At 72.1% G+C, this 23,364-nt stretch carries 25 protein-coding genes, 1 tRNA gene and 1 pseudogene; 5 read left to right on the top strand and 22 right to left on the bottom strand.

The features are described 5' to 3' along the window. Positions 1–790 precede the first annotated feature (790 nt). The 3 genes and pseudogenes from HC031_RS11180 to HC031_RS11170 form a co-directional block, all read right to left on the bottom strand. The gene (locus HC031_RS11180) at positions 791–1,075 is read right to left on the bottom strand and encodes a hypothetical protein (protein WP_167925147.1); all 285 of its coding nucleotides are present in this window, start codon (positions 1,073–1,075) and stop codon (positions 791–793) included. Positions 1,076–1,600: 525 nt separating this feature from the next. After that, positions 1,601–2,965, bottom strand: a complete 1,365-nt coding sequence (locus tag HC031_RS11175) for a cystathionine beta-synthase (protein ID WP_167925146.1) — start codon at positions 2,963–2,965, stop codon at positions 1,601–1,603. 90 nt (positions 2,966–3,055) lie between these two features. After that, positions 3,056–3,394, bottom strand: a pseudogene (locus HC031_RS11170) (DUF1232 domain-containing protein); the annotation flags it as partial. 103 nt (positions 3,395–3,497) lie between these two features. On the opposite strand from HC031_RS11170, the gene HC031_RS11165 reads away from it, so the two are divergent. The 4 genes from HC031_RS11165 (at position 3,498) to HC031_RS11150 (ending at position 7,300) form a co-directional block, all read left to right on the top strand. Next, positions 3,498–3,959 carry a PPOX class F420-dependent oxidoreductase gene (locus HC031_RS11165; protein WP_338090589.1) on the top strand — a complete coding sequence of 154 codons (462 nt, stop codon included), beginning with the start codon at positions 3,498–3,500 and terminating at the stop codon, positions 3,957–3,959. Between the two features lie 144 nt (positions 3,960–4,103). After that, positions 4,104–5,138, top strand: coding sequence for an SGNH/GDSL hydrolase family protein (locus HC031_RS11160; RefSeq protein WP_167925144.1), 1,035 nt, complete (start codon positions 4,104–4,106; stop codon positions 5,136–5,138). 20 nt (positions 5,139–5,158) lie between these two features. Continuing rightward, positions 5,159–5,938, top strand: a complete 780-nt coding sequence (locus HC031_RS11155) for an SGNH/GDSL hydrolase family protein (protein ID WP_167925143.1) — start codon at positions 5,159–5,161, stop codon at positions 5,936–5,938. 114 nt (positions 5,939–6,052) lie between these two features. Further along, on the top strand, positions 6,053–7,300 hold the full coding sequence (locus HC031_RS11150; protein WP_167925142.1) for an acetyl-CoA C-acetyltransferase: 1,248 nt from the start codon (positions 6,053–6,055) through the stop codon (positions 7,298–7,300). Between the two features lie 59 nt (positions 7,301–7,359). Here the strand turns inward: HC031_RS11150 and HC031_RS11145 are convergent, their stop codons facing one another. The 3 genes from HC031_RS11145 to HC031_RS11135 all read right to left on the bottom strand — a co-directional run bounded on the left by HC031_RS11145 (position 7,360) and on the right by HC031_RS11135 (position 8,610). Beyond that, positions 7,360–7,680 carry a hypothetical protein gene (locus HC031_RS11145; protein WP_167925141.1) on the bottom strand — a complete coding sequence of 107 codons (321 nt, stop codon included), beginning with the start codon at positions 7,678–7,680 and terminating at the stop codon, positions 7,360–7,362. After that, positions 7,677–8,444: a Bax inhibitor-1/YccA family membrane protein gene (locus tag HC031_RS11140; protein ID WP_167925140.1), complete on the bottom strand. Its 768-nt coding sequence runs from the start codon at positions 8,442–8,444 to the stop codon at positions 7,677–7,679. Before HC031_RS11140 ends, HC031_RS11145 begins: the two co-directional genes overlap by 4 nt. A gap of 82 nt (positions 8,445–8,526) precedes the next feature. Then, positions 8,527–8,610: transfer RNA gene (locus HC031_RS11135), tRNA-Leu, on the bottom strand. A gap of 79 nt (positions 8,611–8,689) precedes the next feature. On the opposite strand from HC031_RS11135, the gene HC031_RS11130 reads away from it, so the two are divergent. Further along, complete coding sequence (locus HC031_RS11130) at positions 8,690–10,528, top strand: hypothetical protein (protein ID WP_167925139.1); 1,839 nt, start codon at positions 8,690–8,692, stop codon at positions 10,526–10,528. Between the two features lie 19 nt (positions 10,529–10,547). Here the strand turns inward: HC031_RS11130 and HC031_RS11125 are convergent, their stop codons facing one another. From HC031_RS11125 to HC031_RS11050, 16 genes are all read right to left on the bottom strand, one after another. Next, positions 10,548–11,909 (bottom strand): FAD-dependent oxidoreductase, encoded by a 1,362-nt coding sequence (locus HC031_RS11125; protein ID WP_167925138.1) that lies wholly within the window; start codon positions 11,907–11,909, stop codon positions 10,548–10,550. A gap of 182 nt (positions 11,910–12,091) precedes the next feature. Continuing rightward, positions 12,092–13,057 (bottom strand): polysaccharide deacetylase family protein, encoded by a 966-nt coding sequence (locus HC031_RS34345; RefSeq protein WP_338090588.1) that lies wholly within the window; start codon positions 13,055–13,057, stop codon positions 12,092–12,094. A 97-nt stretch (positions 13,058–13,154) separates the two neighbouring features. Continuing rightward, positions 13,155–13,718 carry a GrpB family protein gene (locus HC031_RS11115; RefSeq protein ID WP_167925137.1) on the bottom strand — a complete coding sequence of 188 codons (564 nt, stop codon included), beginning with the start codon at positions 13,716–13,718 and terminating at the stop codon, positions 13,155–13,157. Continuing rightward, the gene (locus tag HC031_RS11110) at positions 13,715–14,080 is read right to left on the bottom strand and encodes a cupin domain-containing protein (RefSeq protein ID WP_167925136.1); all 366 of its coding nucleotides are present in this window, start codon (positions 14,078–14,080) and stop codon (positions 13,715–13,717) included. Before HC031_RS11110 ends, HC031_RS11115 begins: the two co-directional genes overlap by 4 nt. A gap of 50 nt (positions 14,081–14,130) precedes the next feature. Continuing rightward, entirely contained in the window at positions 14,131–14,679 is a 549-nt protein-coding gene (locus HC031_RS11105) for a hypothetical protein (protein WP_167925135.1), read from the bottom strand. After that, complete coding sequence (locus HC031_RS11100) at positions 14,676–15,983, bottom strand: DUF58 domain-containing protein (protein ID WP_167925134.1); 1,308 nt, start codon at positions 15,981–15,983, stop codon at positions 14,676–14,678. The genes HC031_RS11105 and HC031_RS11100 overlap by 4 nt, the downstream gene beginning before the upstream one ends. A gap of 3 nt (positions 15,984–15,986) precedes the next feature. After that, on the bottom strand, positions 15,987–17,018 hold the full coding sequence (locus tag HC031_RS11095; RefSeq protein WP_167925133.1) for an AAA family ATPase: 1,032 nt from the start codon (positions 17,016–17,018) through the stop codon (positions 15,987–15,989). Between the two features lie 37 nt (positions 17,019–17,055). Beyond that, positions 17,056–17,649 carry a hypothetical protein gene (locus HC031_RS11090; RefSeq protein WP_167925132.1) on the bottom strand — a complete coding sequence of 198 codons (594 nt, stop codon included), beginning with the start codon at positions 17,647–17,649 and terminating at the stop codon, positions 17,056–17,058. Continuing rightward, positions 17,649–18,356: a DUF4129 domain-containing protein gene (locus HC031_RS11085; protein WP_167925131.1), complete on the bottom strand. Its 708-nt coding sequence runs from the start codon at positions 18,354–18,356 to the stop codon at positions 17,649–17,651. The genes HC031_RS11090 and HC031_RS11085 overlap by 1 nt, the downstream gene beginning before the upstream one ends. 15 nt (positions 18,357–18,371) lie before the next feature. Further along, positions 18,372–19,109 (bottom strand): uracil-DNA glycosylase, encoded by a 738-nt coding sequence (locus HC031_RS11080; protein WP_420813627.1) that lies wholly within the window; start codon positions 19,107–19,109, stop codon positions 18,372–18,374. Positions 19,110–19,140: 31 nt separating this feature from the next. After that, complete coding sequence (locus tag HC031_RS11075) at positions 19,141–19,824, bottom strand: dienelactone hydrolase family protein (RefSeq protein ID WP_167925130.1); 684 nt, start codon at positions 19,822–19,824, stop codon at positions 19,141–19,143. Positions 19,825–19,958: 134 nt separating this feature from the next. After that, on the bottom strand, positions 19,959–20,474 hold the full coding sequence (locus HC031_RS11070; protein WP_167925129.1) for an LppU/SCO3897 family protein: 516 nt from the start codon (positions 20,472–20,474) through the stop codon (positions 19,959–19,961). A gap of 191 nt (positions 20,475–20,665) precedes the next feature. Beyond that, positions 20,666–21,571 (bottom strand): Ppx/GppA phosphatase family protein, encoded by a 906-nt coding sequence (locus tag HC031_RS11065; protein ID WP_167925181.1) that lies wholly within the window; start codon positions 21,569–21,571, stop codon positions 20,666–20,668. A gap of 34 nt (positions 21,572–21,605) precedes the next feature. Continuing rightward, the gene (locus tag HC031_RS11060; protein WP_420813626.1) at positions 21,606–22,112 is read right to left on the bottom strand and encodes an amino-acid N-acetyltransferase; all 507 of its coding nucleotides are present in this window, start codon (positions 22,110–22,112) and stop codon (positions 21,606–21,608) included. 11 nt (positions 22,113–22,123) lie between these two features. Beyond that, on the bottom strand, positions 22,124–22,648 hold the full coding sequence (locus HC031_RS11055) for a DUF501 domain-containing protein (RefSeq protein WP_167925127.1): 525 nt from the start codon (positions 22,646–22,648) through the stop codon (positions 22,124–22,126). Then, complete coding sequence (locus tag HC031_RS11050; protein ID WP_167925126.1) at positions 22,649–23,329, bottom strand: FtsB family cell division protein; 681 nt, start codon at positions 23,327–23,329, stop codon at positions 22,649–22,651. Positions 23,330–23,364 lie beyond the last annotated feature (35 nt).

The following is a 23,364-nucleotide window of genomic DNA, read 5'->3' as shown; positions in this document are numbered from 1 at the left end:
GACGACCCCCGCTATGCCGCACATGTGCGCTCCCAAAGGTCGCACCCGCGGTCGACGCTTCGGACGGCCCGGACCGGCAGTACCTCTTCGTCCGCGCGCCGGGGCGCGGACGACACGGCCGTGGACACGCCGGTGGTGACGCGCTCCGCCGCCAACGGCAGACGGGGCAGCTCCAGCAGAACCTGAACGGAGCTCGAAGTCTCCGACGGACGCATCTCGCTCACCGTCCTCCCTCGACGTGTGCGTGGGGGCGCGTCAGCAGCCGACACCCGGAACACGACTCACCGTAGAGACGCCGCCGGACAGCTGGAGCAGTGAAATGCGTCAAAAATCCGTTAAAAAACGTATTCGGCCGTTTGGCCCGCTAGCTGAATAGCTGGTCGGCACCCTCCGCAACCGTGCAAGGTATTGATACGCGTCAAGTAGGCGCATGAGCGCCCGTGGGTACACGTCGAGAAGCCGCCCGCCCCGACCAACCCGAAACCGACGCATGCCAGCGGTCGCGACGAAGACATGACCTCGGCCGACGAGACGGCGGCCGGGCGTGGCCCCCACGATCAGCGGTCACGCCCGGCCGCTGCGGCAGACACCCGCAACGTGGGCCCGGGACCGATCTTGTGGCAGCGACGCCCGGCTGAACGCTGGCCCAGGGTCGTCGTTCGACGCCCGTCCTCTGCGGGTGAGCAATGCGCGGCGGGCGGATCGACCTCGCGGACATCCCCGACGTCGCGTACGCCGTGGCCGTCCAGCTCGGACGCCCGTTCCGGATCAGTGGGCGCCTGACTCCGGGTCAGAACGGTGGCGGCCCGCTGCCGACCACCCGAACGGTCGCGTCCCGGCCCGTACCTTCCACACCCTCCAGAAGAACCTCACCGGCCCCTCCGATCGACAGTTCGATGGGCACGGTGGCGCCGACCGCATCCACACAGCCGGCACTCGGATCGTCCGGGCGGAAGCTCCCGCTCCACGGTCGTGGCCGACCTGGCTCCGCCCGGGTACTGCGCAGAGTCGCCAACCCCTGCTCCCGAGCGCCGTCGGCGAGGACGAGTGTGGCCAGGCCCGTGTACGTCGCCATGGTTGGCAACCGTATCCGGCCGCCGGTGGCCACGACCGGACAGAGCCCCACTCACCCACATGTGACTCACGTCACATCAGATCACTACGATCCCCGACCACCCGATGGTCGCGACATGAAGCCGCGGCGAGCGGCGGGGGGCGAGGGTACGCGATCGCACGATCGCTGCGGGGACAGCGTTATCGCGTACCCTCGCCCGCCATGATCCGCCCGCGGCGCACGACGCCTGGCGGGGGCGTCGTATCGGCTGGGGCGCCTAGCCGTACGGGCGGAGTCAGCGGTGACATCGCGGCCTTGGCGGGTGCCGCAGGGTCACCGCCGGTTCAATGCCACGAAGTTCTCGCGGGAACTTCCGAACCGAACGTAATCAGACGGTGACCCGTAATAGCGGACACCGTGTGCGACCGGGCAAAGAATCTTGCCCGGCGGCGCGCCACCACTCCTGGATCTTGGACACGTGGCGGGCCCACGACCCCGCCAGGTGTCCAAGATCGATCAGGTCAGGAAGCGTCAGGTCAGGAAGCGTCAGGTCAGGAAGCTCAGCAGGTCCTGCCGGGTGATGACGCCCTTGGGCTTGCCGTCGACGAGGACGATGGCCGCGTCGGACTTCTCCAGCATCGCCACGGCCTCGGCCACCGGCTGACCGCCGCCGATCATCGGAAGCGGCTCCGCCATGTGCTTGTCGAGCATGTCGTGCAGATGCGCCTGCCCGGTGAACAGCGCGTCGAGAAGGTCGCGTTCGGCGATCGAGCCCGCCACCTCTCCGGTCACCACGGGCGGCTCGGCCTTGAGCACCGGCAACTGCGACACGCCGTACTCGCGCATGATGTCGATGGCCTCGCGCACCGTCTCGCTGGGGTGCACGTGCACCATCTCCGGGATCTGGCCACCCTTCTGCGCCAGCACGTCGGCGACGGTCGCCCCGGCTTCGTGGCTGCTCAGGAAGCCGTACCGGCTCATCCAGGCATCGTTGAAGATCTTGGAAAGGTATCCCCTGCCGCCGTCAGGCAGCAGCACCACGATCACGTCGTCCGGGTCGGCTCGGCGGGCCACCTTCAGCGCGGCGGCGACCGCCATCCCGCACGAGCCGCCGACCAGCAGCCCCTCCTCGCGGGCCAGTCGCCGGGTCAGGTGGAACGACTCCTTGTCCGAGACCTCGATGATCTCGTCGCAGATGCCCCGGTCGTAGGTCTCCGGCCAGAAGTCCTCGCCCACGCCTTCGACCAGGTAGGGCCGGCCGGTGCCGCCGGAGTAGACCGAACCCTCCGGGTCGGCGCCGATGATCTTCACCCGGCCGTCGGAGGCCTCACGCAGGTAGCGGCCGATGCCCGAGATCGTGCCGCCGGTACCGACGCCGGCCACGAAGTGGGTGATCCGCCCCTCGGTCTGCGCCCAGATCTCCGGCCCGGTCTGCTCGTAGTGCGACAGCGGGTTGTTGGGGTTGGAGTACTGGTCGGGCTTCCACGCCCCCGGGATCTCCCGGGCGAGCCGGTCGGAGACGTTGTAGTACGACCGTGGATCCTCGGGGGCAACGGCGGTCGGGCAGACGACCACCTCAGCACCGTACGCGCGCAGCACGTTCTGCTTGTCTTCGCTGACCTTGTCCGGGCAGACGAACACGCACCGGTATCCGCGCAACTGGGCGACCAGGGCCAGGCCGACGCCCGTGTTACCGCTGGTCGGCTCGACGATCGTGCCGCCGGGCTTGAGCAGCCCCGCCTTCTCCGCTTCGTCGATCATCCGCAGCGCGATGCGGTCCTTCACGCTCCCGCCGGGATTGAAGTACTCCACCTTGGCCAGCACGGTGGCGGAGATGCCCTCGGTGACGTTGCGGAGGCGAACCAGCGGCGTGTTGCCGATCAACTCGACGACGTTGTCGTAGTAGCGCACGGCGTCAGCCTAGCGCCGCGATCGACCCTGATGCGGCCCGACGCCGGGACCGCGGCCGTAGGACGGGGGCCACGGGTGACCGTCGGACACCACGTGCCCCGGGACGACCATCGCCCGCTGCCGTTCCCACTCCAGGAACCGCTCGGTCTCGTCGAGGAGCGCGCCCGCGAACCAGGCGGCGACGGCCGCGTCGTCCACCAGGCCGAGCACCAGGAAGATCGCTTCGGGGACGAGATCGATCGGCGAGAGGATGTAGAGCCCGGCGATCGTCATCATCGTCAGGCGGCCCTTGCCGTCGTACTCGCCGCGCAGCGTCGCGCCGAGCATCCGTGGGATCGCGGCGAGCCGCCTGCCCAGGCCGGGCGTACCCGGCTTGAACACCCGTAGCAGCGCGGTCCAGGCCATCCGCCGTCGCAGGAGTCCCGCCATCGTGCACCTCATCGCCGTCGGTGAACATCCGCCGGTCCGGATGGATCCGGTACGTCCATGGTGCCGGGTACCCGCCACCGTCAGCCACCGAACAGGTGACAGCGTGCGTACGACAGGCCGGCGCGGCGCCGGCCCCGGGGGCGACAATCAGGTCATGGATCTCGACGCCGCCCGCGCCGTCGTCGCGGAGCAACACCACGCCGTACTCGCCACGTACCGCAGCGACGGTGCGCCACAGATGTCGCCGGTCGCCGTGGCCGTCGACGACGAGGGACACATCATCATCAGCAGCCGGCAGACCGCGTACAAGGTCCGCAACCTGCGCCGGGACCCGCGGGCGTACGTGTGCGTGCTCCCGGACGCCTTCTTCGGCCGGTGGATCCAGGTCGAGGGGCGGGCCACCATCGTCGACCTGCCCGACGCGATGGAGCCGCTCATCGACTACTACCGGCGGGTCGCCGGCGAGCACCCGGACTGGGACGACTACCGGGCAGCGATGGAGCGCGAGCAGCGGGTCCTCATCCGAATTCAGCCGGATCGGGCGGGTCCCGACCGTTCCGGCTGACCCTTGGCGACCGGTTCCTGTCGGAAACTTGTGTTACGAAAGGAGCGTGACTTCTGAGGGCATTACCCGCCAAATCAGTCATCGTCCATGCGGCAACCGTGGCGGAGCTGGACGATCATTGATGCACGAGCGGGGGGAGGGCCGATGACGCAGACGAGTGGTCACGTACGCCGGATCGCCGCTGCCGGTGCCTACGGCGTCGGCAGCCTCACGGCGGTCGGCGCCGCGCTGACCGGTCTACTCGTCGGCCAGGCCATGCTCGCCCGGCGCACGATCCCCCTCGCGGAGGCCCCGCCGCCACGCTGCGACGGCCGGTACGGGACCGGGCACGACGGCGCTCCGATCGTGCTCACCGTGCTGGGCGACTCGACGGCGGCCGGGTACGGCGCGGACTCCGCCCGTAACACGCCCGGCGGGCTGCTCGCGGCGGGGCTGGCCGAACAGCTGCGCCGACCGGTCACGCTGCACTGCCTCGCCGTCGTCGGCGCCGAGTCCCGCTCCCTGGCTCCCCAGGTCGAGCAGGCTCTCGAGGAGCAGCCGGACGTGGCCGTCATCCTGGTCGGCGGCAACGACGTGACGCACCGCCGCCCGGTCGGCGAGGCCGTCCACCATCTCGTCCTGGCCGTCCGGGCGCTGGTGGAGGCGGGTGTCGAGGTCGTCGTCGGCACCTGCCCGGACCTGGGCACCATCCAGCCCATCCACCCGCCGCTGCGCTGGATGGCCCGCCGATGGAGCCGGCAGTTGGCCGCCGCCCAGACCGTGGCCGTCGTCGAAGCCGGCGGCCGCACCGTCTCGCTGGGGGATCTGCTGGGCCCGGCGTTCGCGGCCGAACCCGACCGGATGTTCAGCTGGGACCGGTTCCACCCGTCCGGCGACGGGTACGCGGTGGCCGTCGCGGCCCTCCTGCCCACGGTGGTCGCGGCCCTGACCGGGGACGACCACACCGCACGCGCGCCCCACCGCGTGGGCGAAGGGGTGCGCAGCCTGCCGGACGCGGCCCTGGAGGCCGTGGGCCACGCCGGCACCGAGGTCAGTGCCGCTCAGGTCGCCGGCCGCGACCGTGGCCCGGCCGGGGCGTGGGCGCAGCTGCGCCGGCGGGTGTGGCGTCGTACAGAGCATCCCACCGATCCGTCGCACGTACGCTTGCAGCAGGAACAAGCGGGCGTCCCCCTGGAGTAACACGTGAGCGAGCAGGCAACATGAACGGCATCATCAGGCGACTCGGGCAGGCGGCCATGGTCACGGCGATCGCCGGGGCCGTGGGAGGCGCGGCGGTCGTGGCGGGGCAGGCGATGCTCGCGCGCAGCCGCCGGTACGCGCAGCCCGACCTGCGCCTGGCCATGCGCGCGACGTTCGGCAGCGCCGCGGCGCCCCCGCTGCGGCTGGTGCTGCTGGGCGATTCGACCGCGCTCGGGGTGGGCGTCGAACGGGTGACCGACACCGTCGGCGGCCAGCTCGCCATGTTGCTCGCCGACGCGCCGGACGGCCGCCGGGTGGAGCTGTCGAGCGTGGCGGTCTCCGGGTCGCGGTCGGCCGACCTGGGTACGCAGGTGGCGCGGGCGCTCGTCGGCGACCGGCCGGATGTCGCGGTGATCCTCGTCGGCGGCATGGACGCGATCCACTTCACGCCGCCCGACGAAGCGGCCGACGACCTCGCCTTGGCCATCGGCCGGCTGCGCACCGCCGGCGTGGCTGTCGTGGTCGGCACCTGTCCCGACCTGGGGGCGGCGCGGGCGTTCCCGCCGCCGTTGCGCCAGCTGGTCGGCTGGCAGGCCCGGCGGGTGGCCCGGGCCCAGGCCCTCGCGGCCACCACGGCCGACGGCGTACCGGTCGACCTGGCCGCCAAGACGGGCGCGGTGTTCCGGGCCGACGCGGGCACCTACTGCCACGACGGCTACCACCCCTCGGCCGACGGGTACCGCGTATGGGCGCACGCGCTGCTGCCCGCGGTGACCGAGGCTTCCGCCGTTCCGCAGTGAGCGCTGCTCGCAAACATTGAGAGCGGTGCTCTCCCCGTACAGTGAGCGCCGCTCTCGGAGGCAGTGACCAACTCAACTTACCCGCGGGTAGGGGTCCACGGGTAACGTGACGGCATGCCCGAAGCCGTCATTGTCGCGACCGCCCGCTCCCCCATCGGCCGGGCGGTCAAGGGATCGCTGCGGGAGGTCCGTCCCGACGACCTCGCCGCCACCATCGTCAACGCCGCTCTCGCCAAGGTGCCCCAGCTCGACCCGCGGGAGATCGACGACCTCTACCTGGGCTGCGGCCTGCCAGGCGGCGAGCAGGGGTTCAACATGGCACGCGTCGTGGCGGTGCTCGCCGGCTACGACCACCTGCCCGGCGCGACCCTGACCCGGTACTGCGCCTCGTCCCTGCAGACCACCCGGATGGCGTTCCACGCGATCAAGGCCGGCGAGGGTGACGTGTTCGTCTCCGCCGGTGTGGAGATGGTCTCCCGGTACGCCCGGGGCAACTCCGACCAGCTTCCGCCCGAGGCGCAGGCCCTCGTGGGCGGCGGCTGGCAGAACGAGAAGTTCGCGTCAGCCTGGGCGCGTACGGAGAAGCGGGCCCAGGGCGGCGCGCCGACCTGGACCGATCCGCGGGAGTCCGGCGACCTGCCCGACATCTACATCGCGATGGGCCAGACCGCCGAGAACCTCGCTCAGGTCTACGACGTGAGCCGCGAGGAGATGGACCAGTTCGGCGTCCGCAGCCAGAACCTCGCCGAGAAGGCGATCGCGGACGGCTTCTGGGCCCGTGAGATCACGCCGGTGGCCACGCCGTCCGGCGAGGTCGTGTCGACCGATGACGGCCCGCGGCCCGGTGTCACGTACGAGGGGGTCGCCGGGCTCAAGCCGGTGTTCCGTCCCGACGGGCGGATCACGGCCGGCAACTGCTGCCCGCTCAACGACGGTGCGGCGGCCGTGGTCATCATGTCCGACACGAAGGCCCGCGAGCTGGGCATCACCCCGCTGGCCCGGATCGTGTCCACCGGCGTGACCGGCCTGTCGCCGGAAATCATGGGCCTGGGCCCGGTCGAGGCGTCGAAGCAGGCCCTGGCCCGCGCCGGCATGACCATCGGCGACGTGGACCTGGTCGAGATCAACGAGGCGTTCGCAGCCCAGGTCATCCCCTCGTACCAGCAGCTGGGCATCCCGCTGGAGAAGCTGAACGTGATGGGCGGGGCGATCGCCGTGGGCCACCCGTTCGGCATGACCGGGGCCCGCATCACCGGCACGCTGCTCAACGCGCTCGACTGGCACGACAAGAGCATCGGCCTGGAGACGATGTGCGTCGGCGGCGGCCAGGGCATGGCGATGGTGATCGAGCGCCTGTCCTGACCCAGATCCTCATGATCGCGGAAACTTCTCCGTGCCGGGACACCGAGAAGTTTCCGCGATCATGGGAGATTCGTGTTGAGGGCGCTGACCTCCTGCGTCGCCAGCGCCAGGGTCGCCTCGTCGGGGCGCGCCGCGATCAGGTCGTTCGCGACCACCCGTAGCTGGTCGGGCAGGGCCAGCACGTTGTCGAGCCGGGGCACCGGACGCCGCGGCTGCCCCTCGGCGTCGGCGGCGAGGTCGGCGATGTGCTGGATCAGCGTGTGCATCAGGTCTTCGCGGGTACCGGCGCCGGACGCGCCGGACGCCGCCCACCGGGGCGGCGTCCAGTGCGACACGTGGTTGATCAGCCGGCCGACCGCGCGGTCGAACTCGGCGGTCACCGGCGCATGTACCCCAGCAGCCGCAGGATCTGCCAGTACAGGTAGATCAGGCCCACGAGCAGGCCGAACGCGCAGTACCACGCGTACTTCTCCGGCATGCCGTACCGCACGCCGCGCTCGATCTGGTCGAAGTCGATGATGAACGTCAGCGCGCCGACGGCGATGCAGACGAGGCTGAAGATGATCGGCAGGAACCGCCGTGGGCCCTCGACGTTGTAGTCGATCAGGCCGAGGTTGCCGCCGAACATGTACACGACCCAGTTGACCAGGCTCAGCACGACCACGCCGATCAGGGCGCCGATCACGAACCGGTTGAACCGGGGCGTCGCCCGCAGCACCCGCATCTTGTAGAGCATGGCCATGCCGGCGAACACGCCGAGCGTGCCGACGACGGCCTGGACGACGATGCCGCCGAAGCGGGCCTCGAAGGTCCGGCTGACGACGCCGAGGAACACGCCCTCGACCACCGCGTACGCGCCGATGACGAGGGGGTTGGTGACCCGGGCGAACGTGATGACCAGGCAGAGCACCAGACCCGCGAGCACCGAGCCGAAACTCGCGACCGCGGCGGTCACGCCGGTCAGCACATTCCAGCTCACGGCGGCGCTGATGGCGGTGAGGGCGAGCAGCCCGATGGTGCGCACGACGACGTCGTCGAGGCTCATCATGCGCTCGGAGACCGGGCCGTAGCCGTACCCGCCCCCGACACGCTCACGCGACGCGGTCTCCCCGAGTCGGGTCAGAACCGGATTGGAACTTTGCACTGGCGGCCTCCCACCAAGGAATAACGACGTCACAAGATTAGCGCCGCCCCGCAAAACGGGCCGTTCACGAACTGGGAGCCAGTGGTGCCCGGGGCGGGGGTCGAACCCGCACGCCTCGCGGCAGCCGCTTTTAAGGCGGCCGTGTCTGCCTTTCCACCACCCGGGCCGGTGTGCGAATGCGTTCACCGTAACGGGTGAGGGACTGGGTGCACACCGGCTTACTGGTCCGGGTTACCGTCGTCCGGGTGACCACTCTGTCGTCGGCCACTGAGGACGCCGAGGGAGCCGAGCAGCCAGGCGGCTCTGCCCGATCGGCGCAGGTCAGTGCCGCCCCCGGGGCAACTGTGGCCCGCCGGTGGCCGGTCGACTTCGCGATCTGCGCGGCGCTGACGCTGATCGCGGTGATCCTCGACCACGGACTCCTCACAAACCCGACGAACCGGGCGCTGGCCCTCAACCCGAACGACCAGGCCCTGGACGAGTGGCTACTCGCGCTGGGACCCCGTTTCTGGACCGGCGACCTCCACCTGGTCACCCACCTGCTCAACGCCCCCGACGGCATCAACCTGCTCAGCAACGCCTCGTCGATCGTCCTCGGGATGATCCTCGCCCCGGTCACGGCCACGCTCGGCGCGCCGGTCAGCTTCGCCGTCGCGGTGGCCGGCAACCTCGCCGCCACCGCCATCGCCTGGTACCTGCTGCTCGCGCGTACCCTCCGACTGCACCGGGCCGCCGCAGCCGTCGGCGCGGCGGCCTGCGCGTTCGCCCCGGGCATGATCTCGCAGGCCAACGCCCACCTGCACATCACCGCGCAGTGGCTGGTGCCCGTCATCGTGTGGTGCGTGCTGCGGCTCGCCCGTACGCCCGACACCCTCCCGGCAGGTCGCCAGGTGCGCCGGATCGTGACCGCCGGCGTGCTGCTCGGCGCGATCGTGTGCGTCCAACTGTTCCTGGGCGAGGAGGTACTGCTGCTGGCCGCCGTGACGATGGCGCTGTTCTGCCTGGCGTACGCGGTGATCGCCCCGAAGCACGCCCTCCGGGTGGCGCCGCCGCTCACGCTCGGCCTGGTCATCGGGGGCGTCGTCGGGCTCGCCGGGCTGGCCTACCCGCTGTGGGTGCAGTTCGCCGGGCCGCAGCACGTGCCCAACGGCCCCTTCTCGCCCGACTTCTTCTCCGCCGACCTGCGCGGCTTCTGGCTGATCTCGCCCCTGTCGTGGTTCGGGTCGCCGGACGCGGCCCGGCTGGTAAGCGGGCCGGCCGAGTACAACACGTTCTTCGGCATCCCGCTGCTGCTCGTCACCGCGGGCGCGGCCGTATGGCTGCGCCGCCGACCCGAGGTGCTCGCCTGTGTAGCGGCGGGCCTGGTGATGGCCGCGCTGGCCCTCGGGCCGCACCTCGTGGTGAACGCCGTACGGACCACACACAGCGGTCCCTACCGGCTGATTCAGGGACTCCCGGTCATCGACGGCGCCCTGCCGACGCGGTTCGCCCTCGCCCTCATCCCGATCATCGGGATCGTGCTCGCCACCGCGCTCGACCGCGCGCTGCGCGCCGACCGCCGGGAGGTACGCCTGGTCGTACCCGCGGTCGTGGCCCTTGCCCTGCTGCCGATCGCACCCAAACCGCTGCCGGTCGCCGACCGGGCACCCGTGCCGCGGTTCGTCACCACCGGCCATTGGCGTGACTGCGTACGTCCCGGCGGCGTGCTCGTGCCCGTGCCGCTGCCCAACCCGGGCAATGCGGACAAGATGCGCTGGCCGGCGGCCGCCGACGATGCCTTCGCCATCCCGGAGGGCTTCTTCATCGCACCGTACGCCGCGGGCGGCCAGGCCTCCATCGGCATCTACTCCCGCCCCACCTCGCAGCTGTTCAACGAGGTGGAGCGCAGCGGGGCGGTACCCGAGATCACGCCGGACGACCAGGCCCGGGCCCGCGACGACGTCGCGTACTGGCACGCGTCCTGCCTCGTCGTGGCCGACCACGACCAGCCACACGCGGCCGAGCTGCGCCGGACGGTGGAAGCGCTGTTCGGGCCGGGCCGACACGTGGACGACGTGACGGTGTGGCACTTCCCCACCGGCTGACGCTTCCCCACCGGACAGCTCACCGCTTGGCGGCGAGATCACCCCTGACCGCCTGGGCCGGCACCGTCGGGGTGACGTCGGTGAACGGTTCCCGCGGCTCGTGCAGCTCGCCGAGCGAGACCACCTCGCGCTTGAGGAACAGCGCCAGCGTCCAGTCGACGACCACCCGGACCTTGCGGTTGAAGCTCGGAATCCGGCTCATGTGGTAGCTGCGGTGCATCAGCCACGCCGGCCAGCCGGTGAGCTTGACCCCGTACACCTGGGCGACGCCCTTGTGCAGGCCGAGGCTGGCGACCGAGCCGGCGTGCTTGTGCCGGTACTCCTTGGGCTGGCGCCCCCGGATCACGGCCGCGATGTTGTCGGCCATCCGGCGGGCCTGGCGTACCGCGTGCTGCGCGCTGGGCGAGCACAACGCGCCCGGCTTGTTGGAGGTCAGGTCCGGCACGGCGGCGCAGTCCCCGGCGCTCCACGCGCCCTCCACGACCCGCCCCTGCGCGTCGACGACCTGCAGCGTCGGCAGGCACGTGACCCGGCGCCGCTCGTCGCGGGGCAGGTCGGTGGCGTCGAGCATCGGGTGCGGCTTGACCCCGGCGGTCCACACGATCGTGTCGGCCCGGAAGCTGTCGCCGTCGCTGAGCGTCACCACACCGCCGGCGCAGGACTCCAGGCGGGTGTCGAGCCTGATGTCGAGGCCGCGCTTGAGCAGCTGGTTGACCGTGTAGGCGCCCATGTCAGGGTCGACCTCGGGCAGGATCCGGCTGGTGGCCTCCACGAGCACCCAGCGCATGTCCTCCGGCTTGAGCTCGGGGTAGTAGCGGAGCGCGTCGCGCGCCATGTCCTCCATCTCGGCCAGCGCCTCGATGCCCGCGTACCCCCCGCCGACGAACACGAAGGTGAGCGCGCACGAACGGACCCCCGGGTCGGTGGTGGTCGCCGCGACGTCGAGCCGCTCGAGGACGTGGTTGCGCAGGTAGATCGCCTCGCCGATGGTCTTGAAACCGACCGCGTGTTCGCGCAGGCCGGGGATCGGCAGGGTGCGCGACACGCTGCCGGGCGCGACGATGATGTGGTCGTACGCCAGCTCGCGCTCGGGGCCGATGATCGGCGCGATCGTCGCCACCTTGTGGGTGTGGTCGATCCGCGTCACCTCGCCGGCCAGCACCCGGCAACGCTTCAACTCCCGGCGCAGCGGCACCACGGAGTGCCGGGGCGAGATGTTGCCGGCCGAGGCCTCCGGCAGGAACGGCTGGTAGGTCATGTGCGGCTGGGGATCGACAACGATGATCTCCGCCTCGCTCCGCCTGATCTTCTTAGACAGGCGAAGAGCAGCGTAAAGACCGACATGTCCCGCACCGACAACAAGAATCCGCTTGGCAGCCACGGTCCTATCCTCCCGCTCCGCCGCTCGCCTACGGCACGAACTTGCCGTGCGTCACATGTGACGAGCGTTGCGGTTTGACGGACGTCGACGCCAGCGCCCCAAGATCCGCGCAAGGTGTCACATATTGCTGTCTCCTGACGCGGGATAGCGACAATATGGCACACCTTGCGCGGATCTTGGCGCTACCGCGGCTCCTGCCCCGACCGGTGCGGCTGGTCGGTCGGCAGCGCCTCCAGGTGGAACCGCGAGGTCAACCAGGGCAGCAGCGACCGGTAGGCCGCGATCGTCTGCGGCTTGCCCATGTCGTGGGAGAGGATGATCCCGCCCGGCCGGGTGCCGCGCCGCACCATCGTCGCGATGTGGTCGATCATGGCGGGGCCGGTGCCGTACGTACTGCTCATCCAGCACTGGTCGTCGACGCTCCAGTAGATCGGCTTCATGCCCATCCGGGTCGCCAGCCGGACCATGCCGGGGGTGAAGTTGCCGTACGGTGCCCGGAAGTACTCGATGGGCGCGTCGGGCACCGCCGCGTGGATCGCGTCGTTGGTCGCCTGCAGATCCCCCGCGAGATAGTTGTCGTCGCGTTTGGACAGATCCAGATGCTGCCAGGAGTGGTTGCACAGCGTGTGACCGTCGGCGACGATCCGCCTGACCACCTCAGGGTGGCTGCGGACCCGGAAGCCGACCACGCAGAAGGTGGCCTTCACCCCCTGCTCCTTGAGCAGGTCGAGCAGTTGCATCGTGTACTGCGGGTCCGGCCCGTCGTCGAACGTCAACGCCACGGCGTCCGTGCCGGTGTTCGTGATCGACCCGCCCGGACCGCGCCCCGTCGCGGGGATCGGGGCCGCCGGCGGCGCGGGCGGCGTTGACGTGCCGGGAGCCGCCGGGCCGCTGCTCGACGCCGCCGACGGCCCCGTCCTGGCGGCCGGACCGGATGTGGCCGGTGACGACGTGTGCCCCAGCTCCGGCGACGGGCTGTGGAGCCGCGACCCGGCCGGCGAGGGCGGCTCGGTCCGCGACTGCTCCGGGCTCGCCGGCGTCAGCGGGCTGCTGGCGTTGGCCCACCGCACCGCGACGGGCCGGCCGCAGCCGGAGGCGAGGAGAGCACATGCGATGAGGGCGACAACGAGCGGCGCGACACGGCGCACGGCGGAAACTCCCGAGGGGTATTGGCATCGATGCGTGCCCAAACATACCGAAGCGCACGCCGGGCGCGCTGCCCCGTAACCGTCGGTGCCCGGACGGCTACGACCTCGTGCCGGCCTGCGCCCGCGCCAGGATCTCCTCGACGACCTCGGTCTTCGCGTCGGCGTACTGCTGCACGTACGTCCAGTTCCGCTCGGCCAGGCGCCGCTTGGTCGACGCGTACAGTTCCCGGTCCTCGGCGCACGTGCGCAGCCAGTCCCGGAACAGCAGCATCCGCGCCACCTCCGGGCAGCCGTCGGAGAAGACGTGCAGGTTGACGTCGATGTCGGGACCCTTGAGCATCCGGTGCTCGTACCAGTCCGGCTCCCGGATCTGGAGGTGGTACCCGGCCGCCACCAGATCCGGCACGTACGCCGGCTCGTCGGCGGAGTCGGCCACCACGAGCACCATGTCGATTCTCGGTTTGGCGGGCAGGCCGGGCACCGCGGTGGAGCCGGCGTGCTCGAGCGCCGACACGCGCCCGCCCAGCGCGGCCCGGATCCGCTCGGCTTCGCGGGCGAACATCCGCGGCCACTCCGGATCGTAGTCACGGATCTCGATCGGTCCGGTCAACGGCTGCACCGCCCCCACGGTCGCCTGCCGGATCTCGTCCTCGCTCTTCACGACCGCGACTGCGACTGCGACTGCGACTGCGACTGCGACCGGGTGTACTCGGCCGGACCGAAGAGCACCAGTACCGCGAGATCCTCGGTCACGTCGACAAACCGGTGCGGCTCGCCCGCCGGTACGTAGATCACGCTGCCCGGCCCCACCTCGACCTCGCCGCTGTCCGCGACGAGCCGGGCCCGGCCGGCGGTCACGACGTACACCTCGTCCTCGTTGTGCGGCTGCTGGGTGTCGACGCCGCCGACCGGCACCGAGTACGTGCCGAGGCTGAGGTCGGTGACGCGCAACTGCTCGTCGTAGCGCCTCGACTCACCCGGCTCGGGTGCGGTGAACCGGCCAGCGCCCGTGATGACCTGCATAGCGACCTCTCCTGATCGACGGCGAGGCATCGAATCATAGGGTCCGGCGGTCAGGACCTGCGCCACCTGGCCAGCAGCCCGACCAGCGCGGCGGCCACCAGCAGCCCGGCGACGGCCGCGACCAGGTACGCGCGCCCGCCGACGTACCGGACGCCGAGCGTCGCCGCCACCGCGAACCCGGCGGTCGGGACGAGCACGACGACGGTACGGGCGAACCACCGCGCCAGCACGGCCGGCGACACCACGGTGTCGTACGGCAGCGCCGCCGCGAGCGCCGTCGTCGTGTGCGCCAGGTACAGCAGGCACGCCAGCACCGCCAGTCGGGCCGGCGTCACCGGCTGCCCGTACACCGTCGTCGCGGCGAGCCACCCGCCGATCGCCGCGAACAGCACGATCGTGGTGACCCGGGTACGCGGTGCCAGCGCCGGCAGCGCCCCGCCGGCCACGAGCCCCACGGCGGCGCCCGGCCTGGCGAGGATCTCGCCGGGGCACGCGACCAGGAGGGCGCCCGCCGCGGACAGCAGCGCCGCGCCGCGTACCAGCAGGGTGCCCGGCGTGATCCGGGTGGCCCGGTCCCGCAGCCCGCGCAGGCTCATCATCGCCGGCCCGCCTTCGGCGCGGCCGCCATCCGCGTCACGTCGCGCAGGACCTGGTCGAGGCTGCCCGCACCGGCCCAGCCGACCACCGGTACGCCGTGCTCGCGGAGCAGGCCCACCACGTTCTCCCGGCTCATCCGCCACAGCCTGGCCGCCAGCGCGGCCCAGGGGCCGCCGGTCGGCGGACGCAGGTCCGCCGGCAGCGTGTCGACCGCGACGACGAACCGCCCGGACCGGGCCAGCCCGGCGACCATCGCCGCCGAACGCTGGTCCAGCAGCGGCGTCAGCACGATCACCAGCGCGTTGCTGCTGAGCAGATGGGCGCCGAACGCGCCGGCCGAGGACTCGTCCGCGCCACCGGCCGGCGCGGCGTCGAGCAGCCATTCGAGCACGGTCAGGTACTGGCGGCGGCCGGCACCCGGGCGCAGCCGGCGGGCCCGGAACCCGTACTCGAGCATCGCCACCCGGTCGCCCCGGTGCAGGTAGTGCTCGGCGATGCCGGCCGCGGCCCGTACCGTCGTGTCCAGCACCGAGGCGGCGCCGCCGATACCGCCCGACGCGCCCGCCTCGTGGAGCACGTCCAGCAGCACCACCACCTCCGCGTCCCGGTCCGACAGCGTCGACACGACGTGCACCCGCCGGGTACGCAGGGTGACCCGCCAATCGATGCGGCGCAGCCGGTCGCCGGGGGTGAACTCGCGGACCCCGGCCAGTTCGCCGCCCTCGCCGGGGCGGCGCGAGTGGTGCTGGCCGACCAGGCCGGCGGCGCGCGGCATCGCCTCGTCGGCGCGGAACGCCTCCGTCGCCGGGTACGCCTTGATCGGAAGCGGTTCGCACTCCACCCGCAGCGAGGCGAGCAGTCCGTCGCAGGCCACGCCGTGCAGCGACAGGGGGCCGACGGCGTGCCGGCCCCAGCGCAGGGCGGACCCGGCGAGGTCGATCTCGGCGACGCTGCCGGCCCGGGCCGAGGCGGCGTACGGGTGGTCGCCGTGGTGCGCCCGTACCCACCGCGGCAGCCACAGCCGCAGCAGGACGAAGTCGAGCGCCACCGGGTCGGGGTTGGCCACGCTCACCCGTACCGTGACGTCGTCGCCTTCGACGATTCGGGCGTCCACCGTCGACAGTTCGGGGACGGGCAGCGTGGCGGGTCGGCGGCGCAGGGACAGCGCGGTGCCGAGGGCGAACGGGGCGGCGAGGACCACGAGGTCGTACCGTCCGATGGCGACGGCCAGGACCACCAGCAGCCCGGTCACCAGGATGGCCCGGCCGAACGCACGGGTGGGCACCCAGCCGCCTGCGTCGGCCATGCCTCAGCCTCTCGGCGCGGTGTACCGCTGACCGGCGGCGGCGGGCGCCGCCCCGGCGTAGGTCGGCACGGCACCGCTCGCGGGCGCGGGCGTGGCGTCCACCACCTCGGCCACGATCGTCGCCGGGTCGATGTGCCGCAGCCACATCTCCGGCCGGAGCGTGATCCGGTGGGCCAGCGCCGGGATCGCCACGTACTTGACGTCCTCCGGGATCACGAAGTCGCGACCGGCCAGGGCCGCCCGCGCGCGGGAGAGCAGGAGCAACGCCAGCGACCCGCGCGGGGACGCGCCCACGAGCACCTGGGGGTGCGCGCGCGTCGCGGCGGTCAGGTCGACGATGTACCGGCCGACGGAGTCCTCCACCGCGACGTACTCCAGCGCCGCCTGCATCGCCAGCAGCGTCCGCGCGTCCACGACGGGGCGCAGGACCGCCTCCTCGCGTCGGCGGTCGATACGCCGGCGCAGCACCTCCCACTCCTCGTCGCGGTCCGGGTAGCCGAACGACACCCGCAGCAGGAACCGGTCGAGCTGCGCCTCCGGCAGCGGATAGGTGCCCTCGTACTCGATCGGGTTGGCCGTGGCGAGCACGTGGAACGGCGCCTCCAGCCGGTAGGTCGTGCCCTCCACGGAGACCTGCTTCTCCTGCATCGCCTCCAGCAGGGCCGCCTGCGTCTTCGGCGGGGTCCGGTTGATCTCGTCGGCGAGCAGCAGGTTGGTGAAGACCGGCCCGGGCCGGAACGAGAAGTCGCCGGCCCGCTGGTCGTACAGGAAGGAGCCGGTGACGTCGGCGGGCAGCAGGTCGGGCGTGAACTGCAGCCGGCGGAACTCGATGCCGAGCACCTGCGCGAACGACCGGGCGGCGAGGGTCTTGCCGAGCCCGGGCAGGTCCTCCAGCAGTACGTGGCCGCCGGCGAGGATGCCGGCGAGCACCAGCTCCAACGGTTCCCGCTTGCCGACGACGACGGCGCCCACCGCGTCGAGCACGGCCCGGCCGAGCCGGCCCACCTCCGCGGGTGGCAATGCTGGCGCGTTCACTCGACCTCCTCGGCTGGCCCGACCCGTCCGGCCCGACTCACAGCTTCTCCATGTCTTCCACCACGTCCGCGAGCTCCCGCGGGTTCGGCACGGCACCGAGCGGCGAGAACAGAAACGTCCACAACCGCTCCCCCATGAGCTGCCGGGCCCGCGCCGGGTCGTCGACCCGGCTCACCCCGTGCCGCTGGCGCAGCCGCTCGTCGGCGATCTCGGCCAGCCGCGGCCGGACGATCGACATGAACCGCTTCGGGTCGCGCTCGCTTTCCGACAGCCGGGTGTCCCAGCGCCCCAACGCGAGCTCGATGCCGTCGGGCACCCGGGTCGGGTCGATCCGGGCGGCGACCGGCGACGGACGGTCCGTACCGATCGTCATCCTCGGCGCGGCGACCGCCCTGACCGCCCGCCGAACGGCGAGCAGGGCGAAGCAGCCCGAGAAAAGCAGAATGTACGGGATCTTGAGCCCCAACGGGAGCGACACCACGTACGCCGCTCCGGACACGACCGCCGCGACCAGCGCCGTCCACCATCGCCGGGAGCGGACCGGCCGGCCCGTCCCGGGCTGCGGCTCCGCCTCCCCCTCGGCCGGGGCACCCAACAGATCGTCGATACCGACGTCCCGCTCACGCGCCATCAGCCCACCTCCGCACGTACCGTCAACTCCGCCCGCAGGTGGCGCAGCGACGCCACCGCGGCGGCGCGCATCCGCTCGTCAACTCCGTGTGTGGCGTAGCGCGCCTCCCGGTACACCGCGGCGAACTCGTCGAGGACCGGGTGGCTCACCCGGTGCGTGAGGAGAAGGCGTCCGACCAGGTCGGTCGGGGTGTCCCCCGGCCGGCGCGGCGTGCCGGCGGCGGCCGCGGCCTCCTCCAGCCGCACCCAGCAGGCGATGACCGCGCGGCGCGGGTCGGCGTCCCGGTCGCCGAGGCGGTCCAGGCCCGCGTCCACCGCGGCCACCACATCTTCGGTACGCTCGGGAGCGGCACCGTCCGCAATGGACACCAGCGGCGCGGAGGTGACCCGGAGCCGGTCGCGTACCAGGTACCAGCTCAACATGCCGGCGACCACGACGACGAACGCCAGACAGAGCAGGCCCGCGGCGGCGCCGGCCCAGGACGGCAACTGGTGGGCCGTGCCGGCGGCAGCATCCCCCGCGGCCGCCGACGCCGGTGCCGTGGGGACCGCCTCCGCGGCGTCCGCCGCCTGCTGGGGCGGCGTCTTGGCCGGCAGCGGCACCCGCGTCACTCTGGGTGACGACAGTGCCGCCGTCAGCGCCGCGCCGATCAGCAACGCGGCGACGGCGAGCGGCGGCAGCAGGCGGCCGAACGGGCGGCGGTTCATCGGGTCCCCGAGTGGCTAGAGCCCGGCGAGATCCTTCGCGCGGGCGAACACGTCGTCCAGCATCGCGGGCGTGAGCCGGCCCGTAAAGGTGTTCTGTTGGCTGACGTGGTAACAGCCGAGAAGCGCGGGCACGCCCGCGGGTCCGCGCCAGAGCGTACCGTGACCGAACGCCGGACGGGGCGTAGGCGGCTTCATCCCGTAGACCGCGCGGAGCGCCGGCCAGAACGCCGACCAGGCGAATCCGCCGAGCGCGACGACGACGCGCAACGTGGGGCGGATCAGTTCCAGCTCGCGGTGCAGCCACGGGGCGCAGGTGTCGCGCTCGGCCGGCGTCGGCTTGTTGTCCGGCGGCGCGCAGCGTACGGCCGAGAAGACGCGCGTGTGCGCAAGCTGCAGGCCGTCGTCGCGGCTGACGCTCGTGGGCTGGTTGGCCAGGCCGGCGCGGTGCAGCGCCGCGAAGAGCACGTCACCGGAGCGGTCACCGGTGAAGATGCGGCCGGTCCGGTTACCGCCGTGCGCGGCCGGCGCCAGCCCGAGGAGGCCGATCTCCGCGTCGACCGCCCCGAAGCCGGGCACCGGTCGGCCCCAGTACTCCTGGTGCCGGAAGGCCGCGCGCTTGGTGGTGGCGACCTCCTCACGCCACGCGACCAGGCGTGGACACGCCCGGCACTCGGAGATCACGCCGTCCAACCGCGACAGGTCGGCGATGGCGGGCGCGACCCGCGCCGGATAGTCCGGCGCGTCCCGCGTGATCCGGCCGGCCCGCTCCGGCGGCGTTACCGGCTCAGCCAAGTCGGGTACGCAGGAACTCGAGGGTCCGGGCCCACGCGAGGGCCGACGCCTCCCGGTCGTACACCTCGGGCCGGTCGTCGTTGAAGAACGCGTGATGGGTGCCGGGGTAGTCGTAGCAGACGACCTCGCCACCGGCCGCCGAGATCAGCCGGATGGCCTGCTGTACGCCGGGCGCCGCGCAGGTGCCGTCCTCCTCCGAGGCGTGGATCAACGCGGCCTTGCCGGTGTAGTTGGACCACTGTGGGCTCATCCGCTCCCAGGGCACGGGCGGGTAGAAGCCGACCGTCGCGACCACGTGCTCGGACAGCGTGGCCGACCAGAGGGCGAGGCTGCCGCCCATGCAGAAGCCGACGCAGCCGATCCGGCCGGTGACCTCGTCCCGGCCGGCCAGGTAGGCCGCGGCGCCCCCGATGTCCTTGGCCGCCTGGTCCATCGCCAGGCCCATCATCAGCTTGCCCGCCTCGTCCGGCTCGGTCGTCTGGGCGCCGTGGTACAGGTCGGGCGCCAGGGCGACGAAGCCGGCCTCGGCGAAACGGTCGGCGAGCGACGTGATGTGGGGCACGAGACCCCACCACTCCTGAACGACGATCACGGCCGGCCCGCTGCCGCTGGAGGGCAGCGCCAGATAACCCTCACTCGTCCCACCGTTGTCGGGGTAGCTGACCATCTCGCCCACCGGCCGCCTCCTGTCAGTCAGTCTTCGTTGGCTGTAGAGCCAGGGGGTGTTGTGCGGGTAGCCAACCATGGCGCAGGCAGGAGCGAAAGCCGACCGTGACGTGGGGTACACCCTAAATTCACCGTCGGAACGGCTCAGCCTGGCGTCACCGGCCGTAGACATAGGACAAATCCGTTTTGGGCGTTGCGGCTCTCCCAGTAGGACGCCTGCGCCTCCGGCCAGCGCTGGCAGGACTTCTGCCGCGAATCCCGCTGGCTCTGGCCATCGACGACACTGACGACGGTCCACTTGACGGCCGGGTCGTCACACTGGACGAACCTGAGATCATGATCACTGTCGCCGGAGAGGCAATCGCCCGCCTTCGCGCGAAGTGACCGACCACCGCCGTGGTTACCCGTCACGATGGCGACGGCCGCCACCACCGCGGCTATGACGACAGCGGCGGTCACGGCCCACCCGACGGCGGCGAACGTACGGCGCGGCGTCCAGCGCTTCCGTGCCTCCGCGGCGACGACAGGCGGCTCCGCGCCGGCCGGCTCGGGAGGCTCCGACGGCTCGGGAGGCTCCGCGCCGGCCGGCTCGAACGGCTCGGGCTGAACTGCCGCCTCCGGCGGCTCGACCGCCTCCGGCGGGGTCACCTCATCGGCCACGGCGGGTCCTCCAGCGTCGGTGCGCATCGACGGACGGCACAGTATCCGAAGATCCCCGCAACTTGTGCAACATTGCTGCTATCCCACGCCGGGAGGCAGCAATGTTGCACACATTGCGCGGATCTTGGAGCGCGGCGGGCGCGGCGGGCGACGGAGCGCCGCGGCGAGCGCGGCGGGCGGGGAGCGGCGCGTCACCCCAGGCTGTACGCGATGCCGTCCAGGATGTCGTGCTCGCTGGCGACGACCGCGTCGACGCCGGCCCGCTGCATGATGACGCGGAGGATGAGCGCCCCGGCCCCGATCACGTCGGCCCGGCCCGGGTGCATCACCGGGATCGCCAGCCGCTGCTCACGCGTGGCCGCCAGCAGGTCCGCGCTCACCTTCGCCACGTCGGCGTACCCGATCCGGGCGTGGTGGATCGCTTGCGGGTCGTACCCGGTCAGCCCCAGCGCGATCGCGACCACCGTGGTGACCGATCCCGCGAGGCCGACGAGCGTACCCGCGTCGTGGCCCTTGACCGCCTCCAGCGCCCGGTCGACCGCGGCGGCGATGTCGGCCTCGGCCGCGGCGACCTCGTCCGGCGTGGGCGGGTCGCCGTGCAGGTGCCGCTCGGTCATCCGCACGCACCCGATGTCCACGCTGATCGCGGCGTCCACGTCGACGGCACCGCGGACAAACTCCGTGGAGCCGCCCCCGATGTCCACCACCAGGTACGGCTTCGCGAGGTCCGCCGGCAGGCCACGGACGGCGCCGGTGAACGACAGCCGGGCCTCCTCGTCGCCGCTGACGACCTCCGGCGCGACGCCCAGCGTGCCGACCACCATGGCCCGGAAGTCGGCGGCGTTGGCCGCGTCGCGGGTGGCGCTCGTGGCCACCATCCGTACCCGCTCCGCGCCCAGTTCCTTGATCTGAGCCGCGTAGTCGGCCAGCGCCACCCGGGTGCGCTCGATCGCCTCAGGGGCCAGCCGGCCCGTACGGTCGACGCCCTGGCCGAGCCGAACGATCTCCATGCGGCGGACCACGTCGGTCAGCGCGCCGCCGTCCAGGTCCGCCACCAGCAGCCGGATTGAGTTGGTACCGCAGTCGATCGCCGCCACCCTCGTCACGCGGCCAACCCTACCCAGGTCGCCGTCAGCGCAGGTGCAGCAGCATCCTCGTGTTGCCGAGCGTGTTCGGCTTGACCCGCTCGAGGTCGAGGAACTCGGCGACGCCTTCGTCGTACGAGCGCAGCAGCTCCTCGTACACCGTCGGCGACACCGGGGTGCCGTCGATCGGCTGGAAGCCGAAGGAGGCGAAGAACTCGGTCTGGAACGTCAGCACGAAGACCCGAGCCACGTCCAACTCCCGCGCCACCGCGAGCAGCTCCGACACGATCCGGTGGCCGATCTTCTGCCCGCGGCACGACGGGTCGACCGCGACCGTGCGTACCTCCGCGAGGTCTTCCCACAGCACGTGCAGGGCGCCGGAGCCGACCACCCGCCCGTCGGACGTGCGCTCCGCCACCCAGAACTCCTGTACGTCCTCGTAGAGCGCCACGGGCGCCTTGGACAGCAGGATCCGGTCGTCGGCGTACGTCTCGATCAGGCGTTGGATCTCGCGTACGTCACGGGGCCGTGCCCGTCGGATTATGACCTCCACGGTCGGCAAGGCTATCCCGCGACGCAGGGTCCGGCAGCCCACCACTCGGCGGCCAGGGCGAGCGTCTCGTCGCCGATCGGATTCACACCCGGCCCGACCGCGAGCCGGTGCGCGAGGTGGACGTGGAGGCACTTGACCCGGCCGGGCATGCCGCCCGCGGACGTACCCGCGATCTCCGGCACGTGGCCGACCGCCTCGCGCCGGGTCAGATAGTCGTCGTGGGCGGCGCGGTAGCGCTCCGCGAGCTCCGGGTCGTCGGCCAGGCGCTGGGTCATCTCCTTCATGACCCCGGCCGACTCCAACCGGCTGCACTCGGCCACCGCGCGCGGGCAGGTCAGGTAGAACAGCGTGGGGAACGGGGTGCCGTCGGGCAGCCGGGGCGTCGTCTCGACGACGTCCGGCAGGCCGCACGGGCAGCGGTGCGCCACGAACCGGGTGCCGCGCGGCACCCGGCCGAGCTGTGCGGCGACGACGGCGAGGTCGGTATCGGTGACCGGCTCTCGGGTGGGCGGGCCGACCGCCTCCTGATCAACCAACTAGCGTGCTCCCTGATCGGCGGCGCGGACACTGGACCAGAGCTTGCCGTACCAGGGGCCGGCGTCAGCGCCCCCGTCGGCCGGCGTCTCCACCGCCCCGACCTTGCCGGGCTTGTTGTCCTGCGGCTGGGACTTGTCGATCACCAACAGCGGCTTCTCGCCGGGCATGGTGAACAGCAGCCGCCCGCGCGCCTGCGCCTTGACGTACTCGTCGTCGTTCCACTTTTCCAGCCGGCCGCTGAGGTCGGCGATCCGCGCTCGCTGCGCGGCCTGCCTGCTCTCCAACTGGTCGATCTCGCTCTGCTGGGAGAGGTAGACCCGCACCGGGTACGCGTACGCCAGCAGCAGCCCGATCAGCACCATGCACAGCACGGCGGCCCGGCCGGTCAGCCGGCGCGGCTGGGGCGCCCGGGTGCGCTTGGCGACACCGCCGCCGGCAGCGCGGCGCGCCGCGGCCGGTCGGCTGCTCGAACGGACGCCGTCCGCTCCGCCCACCCGTGACGCCGTCGTGCGGACGGCTCCGGTGCGGACGGAGCCGCGCAGGCCGCTGGAGCGCGCCGACTCGACGCGGGTACCCGCGTCACGGCCGACCGATCGCGCGCCGGTCCGCCGGCCGCCGCGGAGGTCCCGGCCACCGCGGGCACCGGGCCCCTGCCCGCTCGGCGTTCGCCGCTGTGGCATGCGCGCCCTCCCCTCGGCCACTTCCGCGATCTTGG

The organism is Planosporangium thailandense (assembly GCF_011947195.1).
GTDB classification, from domain to species: Bacteria; Actinomycetota; Actinomycetes; order Mycobacteriales; family Micromonosporaceae; genus Planosporangium; species Planosporangium thailandense.
The sequence above is the reverse complement of the archived record's forward strand: the minus strand, read 5'-3'. Positions and strand labels throughout refer to the sequence as shown.